This is a genomic window from Pseudomonas sp. UBA3149 (genome assembly GCF_002364655.1).
GTDB lineage: Bacteria > Pseudomonadota > Gammaproteobacteria > Pseudomonadales > Pseudomonadaceae > Chryseomonas > Chryseomonas luteola.
Map to the genome: position 1 here is coordinate 314732 of NZ_DEYV01000026.1, position 13820 is coordinate 328551.

11 protein-coding genes are annotated in these 13820 nt (G+C 57.9%); 5 read left to right on the top strand and 6 right to left on the bottom strand.

The window, feature by feature from the left end; all coding sequences use genetic code 11:
* Positions 1-5 precede the first annotated feature (5 nt).
* The 5 genes from B3729_RS15970 to B3729_RS15990 form a co-directional block, all read right to left on the bottom strand.
* Positions 6-1085 carry an AbrB family transcriptional regulator gene (locus B3729_RS15970; protein ID WP_286788358.1) on the bottom strand — a complete coding sequence of 360 codons (1080 nt, stop codon included), beginning with the start codon at positions 1083-1085 and terminating at the stop codon, positions 6-8.
* A 352-nt stretch (positions 1086-1437) separates the two neighbouring features.
* Entirely contained in the window at positions 1438-3435 is a 1998-nt protein-coding gene (gene betT, locus B3729_RS15975; RefSeq protein ID WP_010797139.1) for a choline BCCT transporter BetT, read from the bottom strand.
* Positions 3436-3720: 285 nt separating this feature from the next.
* Positions 3721-5541 (bottom strand): glycoside hydrolase family 15 protein, encoded by a 1821-nt coding sequence (locus B3729_RS15980; protein WP_286788359.1) that lies wholly within the window; start codon positions 5539-5541, stop codon positions 3721-3723.
* The gene (locus B3729_RS15985) at positions 5534-6337 is read right to left on the bottom strand and encodes an SDR family oxidoreductase (RefSeq protein WP_286788360.1); all 804 of its coding nucleotides are present in this window, start codon (positions 6335-6337) and stop codon (positions 5534-5536) included. Before B3729_RS15985 ends, B3729_RS15980 begins: the two co-directional genes overlap by 8 nt.
* 114 nt (positions 6338-6451) lie before the next feature.
* Complete coding sequence (locus B3729_RS15990; RefSeq protein ID WP_122043398.1) at positions 6452-7678, bottom strand: MFS transporter; 1227 nt, start codon at positions 7676-7678, stop codon at positions 6452-6454.
* Between the two features lie 342 nt (positions 7679-8020).
* Between B3729_RS15990 and B3729_RS15995 the strand changes: the two genes are divergently transcribed.
* From B3729_RS15995 to glsB, 5 genes are all read left to right on the top strand, one after another.
* The gene (locus tag B3729_RS15995; protein ID WP_010797143.1) at positions 8021-9460 is read left to right on the top strand and encodes a cytochrome ubiquinol oxidase subunit I; all 1440 of its coding nucleotides are present in this window, start codon (positions 8021-8023) and stop codon (positions 9458-9460) included.
* 2 nt (positions 9461-9462) lie between these two features.
* Positions 9463-10488: a cytochrome d ubiquinol oxidase subunit II gene (gene cydB / locus B3729_RS16000; RefSeq protein WP_010797144.1), complete on the top strand. Its 1026-nt coding sequence runs from the start codon at positions 9463-9465 to the stop codon at positions 10486-10488.
* Between the two features lie 2 nt (positions 10489-10490).
* Positions 10491-10649 (top strand): DUF2474 domain-containing protein, encoded by a 159-nt coding sequence (locus B3729_RS16005; protein WP_010797145.1) that lies wholly within the window; start codon positions 10491-10493, stop codon positions 10647-10649.
* Positions 10650-10767: 118 nt separating this feature from the next.
* The gene (locus B3729_RS16010; protein ID WP_010797146.1) at positions 10768-11235 is read left to right on the top strand and encodes a DUF1348 family protein; all 468 of its coding nucleotides are present in this window, start codon (positions 10768-10770) and stop codon (positions 11233-11235) included.
* 97 nt (positions 11236-11332) lie between these two features.
* Positions 11333-12247 carry a glutaminase B gene (gene glsB / locus B3729_RS16015; RefSeq protein WP_409438606.1) on the top strand — a complete coding sequence of 305 codons (915 nt, stop codon included), beginning with the start codon at positions 11333-11335 and terminating at the stop codon, positions 12245-12247.
* Here glsB and cls read toward each other — a convergent pair.
* Positions 12244-13683, bottom strand: coding sequence for a cardiolipin synthase (gene cls, locus B3729_RS16020; RefSeq protein ID WP_037030761.1), 1440 nt, complete (start codon positions 13681-13683; stop codon positions 12244-12246). The genes glsB and cls overlap by 4 nt on opposite strands.
* Between the last annotated feature and the right edge of the window lie 137 nt (positions 13684-13820).

Consider the following 13820-nt stretch of genomic DNA (forward strand, 5'->3'; position numbering starts at 1 on the left):
ACAAATCAGACTCGCGCCACGCGGGCGATCTGTTTGGCCAGGAACGGCCCGGATGCGATCACGCCAGTCAAGCGCAAGGCCTGCATGGCCAGTACCAGCCCGACGTCCGCATGGCTGTCTACAGCGATGATCGCCATCGAGTCCAGGCCGCCAGGACTGGTCGCAAGGTAGGCGGACAAAAAGTCTTTGTTCATCAGATGAGCCAGGAACAGGGCCGAAAGAGCGCACATGGCGATCAACATCAGCGAGGCCATGATCATCTTGGGCAGGGCTCGGGTGACATAGCGCACCGTGGTTTTATCGAACCGCAAGCCTACATAGCAACCCATCGAGCCAAACGCGATGGCCAGCAACCAGTGGGGAAGGGTAATGGTTACCCAACCGTTGAGCTGCAGGACAGTGCCCAACGCAATAGGCACCATCAGGGCACCGGCTGGCAGGCGCTTGCCTAACCAGACGCCTACCACCACGACGGCCAGCGTAATCCCAAATGACTGCAGGGTGTTCCAGTCAAAGGTGATAGCGGCCGAGTGAGAGGCTGCTCCTGTACCTTCAGCCCCTAAAAAGCGGCCAACCAGGGCACTGATCACGACCACACAAACAACACGTACATACTGCATGGTTGCCACGATGCGGGAATCCGCCCCGTATTCTTCCGCCATGGCAACCATGGCGGAGGCCGCGCCGGGCGTAGTACCCCAGGCGGCGGTGGAGCCGGGTAAACCGCCGAAGCGAACCAGGATGACACCCACCAGTACGCTGAGCAGAACGGTAATGGCAGTGGCCAGCAGCATGACTGGCCAGTGCGTAGCGACCATAAGCAGAACGGCCGCTGTCATGGAGTGGGCGATCAGACAGCCCACCACGCCCTGGCTTAGCTGGAACAGTGGTTTGGGTAGACGGATCGTGGCCCCTTTGACGCCAAAGCAGATGGCGACCAGCATGGGCCCTAGGAACATGGCCGCAGGGATACCGGCACGATCAAGGCAAAAGGAAGCCAGACTGGATACAACAATCAGGGCAGCCCACTGCAGGGCAGGATGTCGTGATGGCGGTGCTGCAGATGAAACAGGGGCGTGAGGCAATGACGTCCTCCTCAAGAGGTGGCAGCCACAGACGGCGTAGCCGCGCTAGAGCCTTATTATACGCGCCTTCCATCTAAAGTTTGATAGTAAGATAACTAACGAAACGATCACGAATCGTAATGGCAGTCCTGAAGCAATCGCAGGCATTGCCGGATGTATTTGGGTTATTCCTTGTGGGGAGGGCGTTACGACCACGAAACAAAGCATTCTCCCGGATCTTTATGCCTCGGCTGTTCGAGCCGTTCTTGCTAACAGCATTCGGGGCAAGAAGCATCATTCACCACTGCCATGCCCAGAAGGGCAACCCCGGTATTCACCCAGGCCGCCAAGTGACGGCCCGGGTAAGTTGAGGTCAGCGGACCAGATGCAGGAACTGCAGGTGCCGCTCGTACTGGTCAAGCATGTCGTTGATGATTTGCTCCTTGGTGTAGCCCACCAGGTCATAATCCTGGCTGCCCTCAGCCAGATAGACCTCTGCACGGTAGTAGCGGCGGTTTTTCAGGTGCAGCCCGCCCATACCGGCTCGGGCAAAGCTCGGTGTGAAATACCCCTGCATGATGACCCGATAGATAAAGGGATGCTGTTCGCCATGACCAACCTCAAGGCTCAGGTTGGCATTGGTAGGATCAAGCTCGGTCTGTACGGCCAGTCCTTTTTCCCGGAATACCTCGGCCACTTCCTCAATTGCCGGGCGAACAATGGTATCCATTACCCGATAGACCTCATCGCGCGACGGGAAGTGAACAGCCTTGGCAAGGCGCTGACGCCAGCCACCGCTGCGGCGTGGGTTGGCCTGGGATACCGGGGCCAGGGAATGTGATCGTGCCCGTTGCCGCTGCGATTCGGTGTAGAACGCCTTGTGCAGACCCCACATCATTAGCAGGGTTACTAGCGAGAAGGGCAGAGAGGTCAGGACCACCGCAGACTTTAGTGCATCCATGCTACCGGCGACCAGCAGACCACCGGTGACAAGGGCAGTAGCCGTTCCCCAGAAGACGCGCAGCCACTTGGGACCGTCTTCGTCCGCTTCGCCGCCTGTCGAGGACAGGGTCGACAGCACCACAGTGCCCGAATCCGCCGATGTCACGAAGAACACAAAGCTTACGAATACCGCCACCGCAATGACAATACGGCTGGCAGGATACGTTTCCAGGAGGTGATAGAGCGCCATGGATGGCTCGCGAATAGCCGTTTCGGCCAGGCTGGTCAGGTTGTGGTTTAGCACCTGATCCAGCGCGCTATTACCAAAGATGGACAACCACGCGAGGGTAAAGCCAAGCGGAATGAACAGTACGCCAAAAACGAATTCACGAATGGTACGACCACGGGAAATTCGCGCGATGAACAGGCCTACAAAGGGTGCCCATGCGATCCACCAGGCCCAATAGAATACGGTCCAGCCGCCCAGCCAGTCGGACGGTTTGTCATAGGCATAAAGGTCAAAGCTCTTGGTGGGAACAGCGCCCAGATAATCGCCGATGTTCTGGATCAGCGTATTGAGCAGGTGCTGGGTCGGCCCGGCAAACAGGACAAACAACAGCAGACCGACCGCCAGGAGCATGTTGATATCGGACATGACGCGCACACCCTTGTCCACACCTGATACGGCAACAAGAATGGCGGCTCCCATCATCACGGCAATCAGCAGGGCTTGTACCCATTGGGTATGGGGTACACCGAACAGATAGTCCAGGCCCGAGTTGAGCTGAAGCACACCAAAGCCCATATCGGCGCCCAGGCCGAAAACGGTGGCAATGATGCCAAAGCAATCTACCGCATGGCCAATAGGGCCGTTGATGCGCTTGCCGATCAGCGGGTATAGCGCTGAACGTAAGGCCAAGGGCAGGTTATGGCGATAGGCGAAATAGGCCAATGCCATGGCAACGAGTGCAAAGACCCCCCAACCATGCAATCCCCAGTGCAGAAAGAGCAGTTGCATGGCCTGACGTGCAGCAGCCTGCGTGCCGCCTTCGCCTTGAGGGGGATGCATGAAATGCGTCAGGGGTTCTGACACGCAGAAAAAGAACAGGGTAATACTGATACCGGCTGCGAATAGCATGCCGGCCCATGAAAGGTAACTGAACTCAGGCTGATCGTGATCGGCGCCAAGCTTGATCTTGCCGTACCCTGAGAGGGCCGTGACGATGACAAAGACCAGATAAAGCGTCATGGCCAGTAGGTAGTACCAGCCTACCGTCTGTGAGGCCCATGTCTGAGCTTCCAGCAGCCAGGCTCCGGCGCGCTCGGGAAAGGCGATTACCACCAGAGCAAAGACCAGGATCGCTGTGGCCGCGCTGTAAAAAGCGGGCGGATTGAGTCGTACGTTACCGGATGGGGTCGTGCTGCTCATGGAGCATGTTCTCCTATAGGGCAGGTGCCAAAGAGTCCGTACAGTCGAGTCGCGGGTTTCCGGTCACTCGCGATGCTGTCGGGCTAGTAGCTCAAGGTGATTCGAAAAGGGGACATTCCTTGCCCGTCGTTTGTAGTCATTTTTTATTAATTGATCGTTCAATATAAAAAGATAACACGAAAAGACGTTCAAGCGGAGCTTGAATCGCCTCCATATGTCATTTTGCTATAGTCGGTCGAGGAGGGGCGAAACCGAAGGGCCTGAGTCAGAGCGGAAGCAGGCCTGCTAAGGTTGCCATTGGGTATCACTGCCGGAGAGTTTGCGGTTCAGGAAATAGGCGGCGCTGATCAGGGCCAGATGGGTCAGGGCCTGAGGAGTATTGCCCAGGTGACGTCCACGGGCGTCAAGCTCCTCGGCAAAGAGTCCCACAGGGCTTGCGTATTTCATGAGTTTTTCAAACTCCATATGCGCCTCGTCTATCCTGCCGGCCCGCGCCAGGCACTCCACATACCAGAATGAGCAGGCCGCAAAGGAGCCCTCTTCACCTGAGAGTCCATCGGACATTTCAGACTGATCGTAGCGCTTGACCATACCATCGCAGACCAGACGCTCCTTGATGGCATCTAGAGTTGCCAGCCACGCCGGGTCTGTTGCGCTGACAAAGCGCAGCAAGGGCATCAGGAGAAGAGATGCGTCCAACGTATCCTGGCCCAGAATGGCTGTGAAATGACCTTTTTTCTTGTTCCAGAAGTGGGTCCAGATATCTTTCTGGATATCGCCCCGTGCCTTGAGCCATCGTTCATAGGGCATGGCAAGGGAACGCTTCTGTGCCAGGCGAATGGCTCGGTCAATGGCAACCCAGCACATCAGGCGCGAGTGTAGGAAGTGCTTGGGCTCATCACGAATTTCCCAGATGCCGGCATCCTTGGTCTGCCAATGATTGCAGACATAATCGATGATACTGACAACATGTTTCCAACCGCGGTGGGATATGGCCTGGCCGTACTTGTTTGACAGGTAGACGGCATCCATCAGCTCGCCATAGATGTCGAGCTGAACCTGTCCGAATGCATCGTTGCCGATACGCACAGGCTTTGCCCCGCCGTGGCCGCTCAGGTGGTCCAGTTCCTGTTCGGGCAGTTCCCGTCCACCATCGAGGCGATACATGATCTGAAGCTTTTGCGGCAGATCGCTGCTGCGCTCGATACAGTCGCCCACCCAGCTCATGAAGTGGTTGGCTTCGTCGGTGTATCCCAGGCGCATGAAAGCATAGACGGTAAACGAGGCGTCCCGTATCCAGGTAGCCCGGTAATCCCAATTTCGCTCGCCACCTGGTGTTTCCGGCAGGCTGAAGGTTGCCGCAGCAGCAATGGAACCGTGCTGCTGCGAGACCAGAAGCTTGAGCACCAGAGCCGAGCGCGAGACCATTTCCCGCCAGCGGCCGGTATAGTTGCTTTGACGAGCCCATCGCTGCCAGAACCTGAGTGTATGCTTCAGGCAGAGATCAAGATCTTCTTCCATGACCTGTCGATCTTCGGCGCAGCCAAAGACGAATGTCGCGCTTTCTCCTTCCTTGAGGGTGAAGTCCGCTACGGCCGTATTCCCGTCGAGCGTAAGCGTCTCGGAACCGGCCAAGCGCATACTGCGCTGGCCCTCGGCCTGAAACACAATGCTGCCTTGCTCTACCGTAGCCCTGGTTTCAGCCCGGGCGTAATCAAGCCGCGGTGAACACTTCAGACAAATGCGCGAGTCGCCTTTGACGGCATAAACCCTCCGCACCAGACGGGGCATGGTGTTCTCTTCCGTCAGGATGGGCATCCAGTCGGTCAACTCGACGGCGCCGTCGTCATCAAGCCAGCGGGTCTGCAAGACGTTACTGTCGGGGAGGTAGATCTGTTGCCGCCTGGCATTAGGGCGGTCGGGTGCAATCGTGAACAGTCCGGCCTCGTCACCATTGAGCAAGGCGGTAAAAACCGAGGGGCTATCTAGGTCAGGCCAGCAGAAATAGTCGATGCTGCCGTCATCGGCGACCAGCGCGCAGGTACGCATGTCGCCGATGACTCCATGGGCATCGATGGACCGGATTCCGGCGTTGTGATCAACCATTGTCCTGGAATCCTGGATACAGACACATGCCACCATCGACAAAGAGGGTGGTACCTACCACATAGTCAGACAGGTCGGATGCCAGCCAGACGACGGCATTACCAATGTCCTCCACATCCCCGACACGCTTGTAGGGGATCAGCTTGAGCAACTCGCGGCGACCTTCCTCATTGCCAGTCACGTCTTCATTGATGGCCGTAGCGATAGCGCCGGGCGCAATACTATTGATGCGTATGCGCTTTTCAGCCACTTCCTGAGCCAGGGTCTTCATCATCAGGCTGACCCCGCCCTTGGACGCCGCGTAATTGACATGGCCTGCCCACGGAATGACCTCATGTACCGAGCTCATGTGAATGATTTTGCCCGCCGCGCGTGACAGTTCGGCATTGACGCCTTGCTTCAGGAACTGCTGGATGGCGGCACGTGCGCAAAGGAATTGGCCGGTCAGGTTGGTCTGGATGACCATGTTCCAATCCTTGAGGGTCATCTCATGGGAGGGTGCATCGCGCTGAAGTCCGGAATTGGCGACCAGGATGTCCAGACGGCCGAAAGCTTCAATCGTCTTGGCAAAGAGCTGTTCGACGGCCTGCTCATCACCGACATCAGCGCCCACGGCAATGGCCTGACCACCAGCCGCCTTGATTTCATCCGCAAGCTGTTCAGCCGGCTCGGCATTGGAGTGGTAATTGATGACAACGGCTGCGCCTACCTGAGCCAAGGCCTTGGCTGATGCGGCGCCGATCCCTGAACTGCCGCCGGTGACCAGTGCAACCTGGCCATCGAGTGAAATTTTCATGGCAAACCCTCAAGCAATTCGGTGAAAAGTCCTTGTCACCTGACCGTTGGCAGCTTGCGAGAGTTCAGAGGGGTAAAGGGCTGCCTGCCGACTCGCAGGCAGCCCTCCAGCAGATCAGCTGGGTTTGAGGGTATGCAAGTGGTCGCGTTTGGCGAGGGTAGGGAAGAGCTTGATCCAAAGGCCTGTCACGATCAGCGTTCCTGCGCCGCCCAGCACGACCGCTTGCACTGTGCCCAGCCAGGCTGCCGTTACACCGGACTCGAACTCGCCTAGTTGGTTTGAGGCACCGATGAACAGGCCGTTGACGGCACTGACGCGGCCGCGCATTTCATCCGGCGTCTCCAGTTGCACAAAGGCGCCGCGAATGACCATGCTGATCATGTCAGCCGCACCCAGAACCGCCAGCACGGCCAGGCTGAACCAGAACGAGGTGGAAAGACCAAAGGCGATGGTTGCCACGCCAAACACACCTACCGAGATAAACATGATGCGTCCGACGTTTCGCTCGATGGGAAAGCGCGCGAGCCAAAACGACATCAGCAGGGCGCCCACGGCGGGTGCTGAGCGCAACAGGCCCAGCCCCCATGGGCCGGTCATCAGAATGTCCCGAGCAAACACGGGTAACAGTGCCGTTGCGCCGCCCAGCAGAACGGCAAAAAGATCCAGGGAGATAGCGCCGAAAATATCGCGGCGGCTGCGAATGAAGCGAATCCCGGCCAGTAGCGAATCCAGACTGGCCTTTTCCTTACGCGGTTGCTGTTCACGCGCAGGCAGGCTCAGCACGAGGAGAATTGCCACACCATACAGGGCCGTTGCCGGTGCATAGACCCAGAAGGCACCCAAGGCGTACAGAAAACCACCCAACGCTGGCGCCACGATTGTCGCACCCTGCATGGCGGAGGCCGAGGCCGCAACGGCCCGGGGAAATAACGAGGCGGGGACGATGTTGGGCAGAAGCGCCTGGGTCGCCGGCATTTCGAAGGCCCGGCAGGTGCCCAGCATGAAGGCCAGGATAAAGATCAGCTCACGAGTCACGTTGTCGGTCAGGCTGCCGTAGACCAGCACCAGTGCGGTAAGGGCCTGACCTGTCTGGCAGAGTGCGGCTACCTTACGTCGGTCGTAGCGGTCCGCCACATGCCCTGTATACAACATGAAGAACAGGCGCGGCAGGAACTCCACCAGGCCGACCAGGCCTAGGTCGAGCACATTATGTGTCAGTGAATAGATGTGCCAGCCAATGGCTACGGTGAGCATCTGAAAGCTGCTGGCGGTACAGACGCGGGCAAACCAGAACGCCAGAAAGGGTCGGTGATGACGCAAATATAAAGGGTCTGAGGTCATGATGGGGCTCTTCGAGAGGTCTCTCATCATAGTCTCGGCAAGCGTTTTTTGTGCACTGATCGAGATATATTCTGAAACAGTTGGTGGGTAACAAGTTGTGTGCGCCACCTTGACGCGCGACATCTGACCACGGACCCCACTGCGTTTTAGAGGTCTAGAATGAATCCAGACGTTGACCTGCGTCAGAGCCTTGCGGCTTAAAATGCGATAGTCGGACCACCTTTCAAGCGTTCCGTTAGAACGAATTGAGCACGCAAGCGCTCGAAACATTGCCTTGTGATTTGCTTAACGTTATTGACCGCCTGCGTGATAAACGCACCGGCTGCCTGAAGAGGACCGCCTATGTTCGGCTTGGAGGCTCTGGATCTTGCGAGGATCCAGTTTGCATTCACCGTCTCGTTCCACATTATCTTCCCTGCCTTGTCTATCGGAATGGCGAGCTTTCTAGCCGTTCTCGAAGGACTATGGCTCAAAACCAACGACTCTACCTATAAGGACCTGTACCACTTCTGGTTGAAGATCTTCGCGGTCTTCTTTGGAATGGGTGTAGTGTCCGGACTGGTCATGGCGTATGAGTTCGGTACCAACTGGAGCGGCTTTGTCGACTTCGCCGGTGCCGTAACGGGTCCGCTCTTGACCTACGAGGTGCTGACCGCCTTCTTTATCGAAGCGGGTTTTCTCGGGGTCATGCTGTTTGGCTGGAACCGCGTAGGACGTGGGTTGCACTTTTTGTCCACTATCATGGTGGCGATTGGCACCCTGATGTCCACGTTCTGGATTTTGTCCTCGAACAGCTGGATGCATACCCCGGCTGGGTACGAGATTGTCGATGGCCGCGTAGTGCCAGTCCATTGGCTGGAAGTAATCTTCAACCCATCGTTCCCCTTCCGCTGGGCGCACATGACCATCGCGGCCTACCTGTCGGTGGCCTTCCTGGTCGGCGCATCGGCGGCTTGGCACCTGTTGCGTGGGAACAATAACCCGGCCATTCGCAAGATGTTCTCCATGGCCATGTGGATGGCCCTGTTCGTGGCGCCGATCCAGGCGTTCGTGGGGGATGCCCACGGTTTGAACACGCTGGAGCACCAGCCAGCCAAGATCGCGGCGATCGAAGGCCACTGGGAGAATCCGCCCGGTGAGGCAACGCCGTTGATTCTGTTCGGTCTGCCGGATATGGAGCGTGAGGAAACCCGCTTCAAGGTCGAGATTCCGGTGCTGGGCAGCTTGATCCTCACGCACAGCTTTACCGAGCAGATTCCCGCACTCAAGGACTTCCCGAAAGAGGATCGTCCGCCGGCGTATGTGGTGTTCTGGTCATTCCGCATCATGGTGGCCTTGGGGCTGCTCATGATTGCTGCCGGTGTGTGGAGCCTGTTCCTGCGCTGGAGACATAAGCTGTATGAAACCAAGGCCTTCCTGCGCCTGATCATGTGCATGGGGCCGGCCGGTCTCATCGCTCTGCTGGCAGGCTGGTTTACCACCGAAGTGGGTCGTCAGCCCTGGATTGTATATGGCCTCTTGCGTACCAAGGATGGTGTAGCCAATCACAGCGTGACGCAACTGAGCATTACCCTGGTCAGCTTCGTAATTGTGTATTTCGCGGTCTTTGGTATCGGTACGGTCTATGCGCTGCGCATGATTGGCAAGGGACCACATACCGGTGAAGGCGACTTGCCCACCCAGGGTGGACCGGGACACGATCGTCATCCGAAGCGCCCCCTTTCGGCTACTGATGAAGGTACCGAAAAGGCTCATTCCCATGATCAACTGACGGGGCACTGAACATGGCTTCTGGAATTGTTGGTATTGACCTCGCGCTGATCTGGGCGGTGGTCATCATTTTCAGCCTGATGATGTACGTAGTCATGGACGGCTTCGATCTGGGGATTGGCATTCTCTTCCCCTTCGTGAAGGGCAAGGAAGAACGCGATGTCATGATGAACACCGTGGCTCCGATCTGGGACGGCAACGAAACCTGGCTGGTGTTGGGAGGGGCCGGGTTGTACGGCGCCTTCCCGCTCGCATATGGCGTCATTCTGCCGGCCCTCTACCTGCCGCTGATCTTCATGTTGATCGGCCTGATCTTCCGTGGCGTAGCCTTTGAGTTCCGCTTCAAGGTGCAGGAAGGCAAAGAAGGGCTCTGGGACAAGTCCTTTATCTTCGGCTCGCTCTTGGCAACCTTCTGTCAGGGGGTCGCGCTGGGTGCCTTCATCGACGGTTTCCATGTGGAGAATCGTCAGTATGCCGGTGGCTCGCTGGACTGGCTGACGCCTTTTTCGGTGTTCTGTGGTTTTGGCCTGATCGCTGCCTACGCACTGCTGGGCAGTACTTGGCTGATCATGAAAACCGAAGGCCCGCTACAGGCTTCCATGCGTCGCATGACCAAGCCGCTGGTGCTGTTGCTGCTGCTGTTCATAGTAGCCGTCAGCCTGTGGACGCCGCTGTCCCATGACGCCATCTCCCAGCGCTGGTTCACCATGCCGAACCTGTTCTGGTTCCTGCCTGTGCCAATTCTCGTGCTGGTAACAGTCGTGTTCCTGCTGCGCGCGATCCTGAAGGAAGAGGCTCATGTATCTCCCTTCGTACTAACGCTGATCCTAATCTTCCTGGGCTATAGCGGCCTGGGCATCAGCCTGTGGCCGAACATCATCCCGCCGGCGATTTCGATCTGGGAAGCCTCGTCGCCACCGCAGAGCCAGCTGTTCCTGCTCATCGGTACGCTGTTCATCATCCCGATCACATTGATGTACACGGCGTGGGGCTACTACGTGTTCCGCGGTAAGGTTCGTACAGGCGAGGGGTATCATTGATCATGGCCGGCAAAGAGCGTGAACCCAATCCAGCTGACAACCAACCGCTGATCAAGCGTCTCGGCTGGATGGTCCTGATCTGGGCCTGCAGTATCGTGGCCCTGGGCATTGTGTCCTACGGGCTGCGGCTGGTCATGACTGCCGCCGGCCTTAAATCCTGATACACCAGACCCCGGCACTCGCCGGGGTCTTATTTTGTCCGTTTCTCCAGGCAGATTGTCCGCTTGCACGGTAGGCTTTCATCTACGCTATCTGTCTTACCGTTTTGGAGACACGTCCATGGAAAGCAGACCCCCATTGCCACCCTTTACGCAGGAAACTGCACGCCAAAAGGTCCGCGCAGCGGAAGATGGCTGGAATGGCCGCGATCCCCACAAGGTTGCACAGGCCTATAGCAACGACAGTGTCTGGCGTAACCGGGCCGAGTTCATCAAGGGACGCGAAGCCATCGTGGATTTTCTCACGCGCAAGTGGCAGCGCGAGCTTGATTACCGGCTGATCAAGGAGCTATGGGCCCATGAGGGCAACCGGATCGCCGTACGCTTCGCCTATGAATGGCATGACGATTCCGGCAACTGGTTTCGCGCCTATGGCAATGAGAACTGGGCGTTCAATGAGCAAGGGCTCATGGTGGAGCGGCATGCCAGCATCAACGATCTGCCGATCACCGAGGCCGAGCGCCTGTTCCGCTGGCCGCAGGGACGTCGACCGGATGATCATCCAGGACTGAGTGATTTGGGACTTTAACGACAGATCACTAGGCGTTGCGGCTGCGCTTTCTTACACTGGCACTCCTTTGTAAGCAGCGAAGCCGCCCATGCCCGAGACATGCTCCCCTGAAGTCCTGCAAACCCTGCTTGATCGTGTTGCCCAGGAGGCACGGCAAGACATGGGAGAAGGCAAGGTTGCTGACTATATCCCGGCACTGGCCCAGGTAGAACCCGATCAATTCGGGATTGCCCTATGCGATGTAGAGGGTCGAGTCTTCCAGGCGGGGGCAGGGGATACACCGTTTTCCATCCAGTCCATTTCCAAGGTGCTCAACCTGGTCATTGCCATGCAGCGGCTGCCGGAAGCGGACATCTGGACGCGTGTAGGCCGGGAGCCCTCCGGTCAGGCGTTCAACTCCATCGTACAGCTGGAAGTGGAGCGGGGCGTCCCGCGCAATCCCTTCATCAATGCCGGTGCGTTGCTGGTAACCGATATCCTGGTGTCGCGCATCATGTCCATCCAATACCTGATGCGCGAACAGGCGCGGCGGTTAAGTGCCAATCCGACCATCAACTTCGATACGCGGGTGGCGCGTTCAGAGATGGATCACAAGGCGCGTAACGCTGCACTGGCCTACCTCATGAAGGCTTATGGAAACCTGCATGGCGAAGTAGATGAGGTGCTGGAAACCTATTTCCATGGCTGTGCGCTGTCCATGAGCTGTGTGGATGTAGCCCGCGCGTTCGCCTTTCTGGCTCACCGGGGCATCAATCCCCACGATGGGAGCGAGGTATTGTCGCCTCAGCAGACGCGGCAGCTCAACGCATTACTGTTGACGTGCGGCCTGTATGACGCCGCGGGGGATTTTGCCTGGCGCGTCGGGCTGCCCGGCAAGAGCGGCGTGGGTGGCGGTATTGTGGCCATCGTTCCCGGCCGCATGAGCATTTGCGTCTGGTCGCCCCGCCTGGACAGCTACGGCAATTCCGTTGCCGGTCTGCGTGCCCTGGAGCGACTCGTGGATGGCCTGGGTGTCGCTCCACTGGGCTAAAGGACCGGCGAGAACAGTCGGGCTACCCGCATGGCTGCCTTGTGCAGACGCCGAACATTGGCATTGTCCTTGGGCGTTAGCTCGACCGACTTGGAAAAGTCGACTTCCAACATCGAGCGGACTTCCCAGGCGAAGTCAGTATCCACGGTCATGACCATGATCTCGAAATTCAGCCGGAACGAGCGATTATCCAGATTGGCGCTACCGATGGCGGAAACCTCCTCATCGATCAGCACCACCTTCTGATGCAGAAAGCCTGGTTGATAACTGAAGACTCGAATGCCCGCATCCACCGCCTTGAAGGCATACAGGTAGGATGCGGCGTACACGACCTTATGATCCGGGCGTGACGGCAGAAGGATGCGCACATCGACGCCGCGTAGAGCGGCCAGATGCAGTGCGGCTGAGACGGCCTCATCAGGGATGAAGTAGGGCGTTGTGATCCAGATTCGCCGCTGCGCCGAGTGAATCGCCTCGACAAAAAACAGCGAGCAGGTCTCCTGATCGTCCGCCGGACCGCTGGCAACCACCTGGCACAGCATGCCGCCATCCTCATAACGTTCAGGCAGCACCAGGGTTGGAAGCTTTTTGGTCACCCAGAACCAGTCCTGGGCAAAGGTTTCCTGCAGAGTCGCCAGAGCGGGCCCACGAATTTCGATATGGGTGTCGCGCCACGGAGCCAACGGTGGCTTGTGCCCCAGGTATTCTTCACCCACGTTGTGTCCGCCGACAAATCCTACTTCACCATCCACCACAACGATCTTGCGGTGATTGCGGAAGTTGACCTGAAAGCGGTTGATCAGTCCTCGGCGGTTGCTGAATGCCTTGACCTGCACGCCTGCCTCACGAAGCTTTGACACGTAGCTCCGCGGCAGGGCATGGCTGCCAATGGCATCGTAAAGGAGAAACACCTCAACACCTTCCCTGGCCCGCTCGATCAGCGTGTTTTGCAGTGCCCGGCCAAGAGCGTCGTCATGAATGATGAAGAACTGCACCAGCACGACCTGCCGGGCTTCCCGAATAGCGCCCAGAATGGCGCTGAAGGTTTCCGATCCGTTGACCAGAAGACGCACCTTGTTGCTGGCTACACAGGGGGTGCGGGTCAGCGCCGTCATGGCTTTGAGCTTGCGGTTTGCCGCGCTGCATTGCTGGGCAGCCAGGGCCTCAGCGATCCACGGGCGCCAGTTCAGCTCGGCAGCAACGCGGGCCATCTCTTCATCGGCCTGTCGGCGCGCCTTTACATAACCATCGAAACGACGCCGACCAAAAACCAGATAAGGCAACAGGCTCAGAAACGGCATGAAGACCAATGCAATGGCCCAAGCCATGGCGCCCTGAGCCGTACGAACGGTGATGACGGCATGGATAGCCGCCAGAACGCCGCAGATCTCTATCAAAATGGCAAAGATGTGAAGATCGAAAGGTAACCCTGGCACGTAAGATCCCATCCGGTGCGTATGTTCGTCCTGTCAGTAGGCAAAAGGCATCACCTGGCGCCTATCTTAAAACGGTGGCGACCCAGCCTAGGCGGAATCATCCAGTCTGGATACTGCTCTGAGGCACGTTACCCGCT

Excerpts from the sequence above, each read along its gene's own strand:
- betT (WP_010797139.1), bottom strand. The coding sequence starts at position 3,435 with ATGAGCAGCACGACCCCATCCGGTAACGTACGACTCAATCCGCCCGCT.
- B3729_RS15980 (WP_286788359.1), bottom strand. The coding sequence starts at position 5,541 with ATGGTTGATCACAACGCCGGAATCCGGTCCATCGATGCCCATGGAGTC.
- B3729_RS15985 (WP_286788360.1), bottom strand. The coding sequence starts at position 6,337 with ATGAAAATTTCACTCGATGGCCAGGTTGCACTGGTCACCGGCGGCAGT.
- B3729_RS15990 (WP_122043398.1), bottom strand. The coding sequence starts at position 7,678 with ATGACCTCAGACCCTTTATATTTGCGTCATCACCGACCCTTTCTGGCG.
- B3729_RS15995 (WP_010797143.1), top strand. The coding sequence starts at position 8,021 with ATGTTCGGCTTGGAGGCTCTGGATCTTGCGAGGATCCAGTTTGCATTC.
- cydB (WP_010797144.1), top strand. The coding sequence starts at position 9,463 with ATGGCTTCTGGAATTGTTGGTATTGACCTCGCGCTGATCTGGGCGGTG.
- B3729_RS16005 (WP_010797145.1), top strand. The coding sequence starts at position 10,491 with ATGGCCGGCAAAGAGCGTGAACCCAATCCAGCTGACAACCAACCGCTG.
- B3729_RS16010 (WP_010797146.1), top strand. The coding sequence starts at position 10,768 with ATGGAAAGCAGACCCCCATTGCCACCCTTTACGCAGGAAACTGCACGC.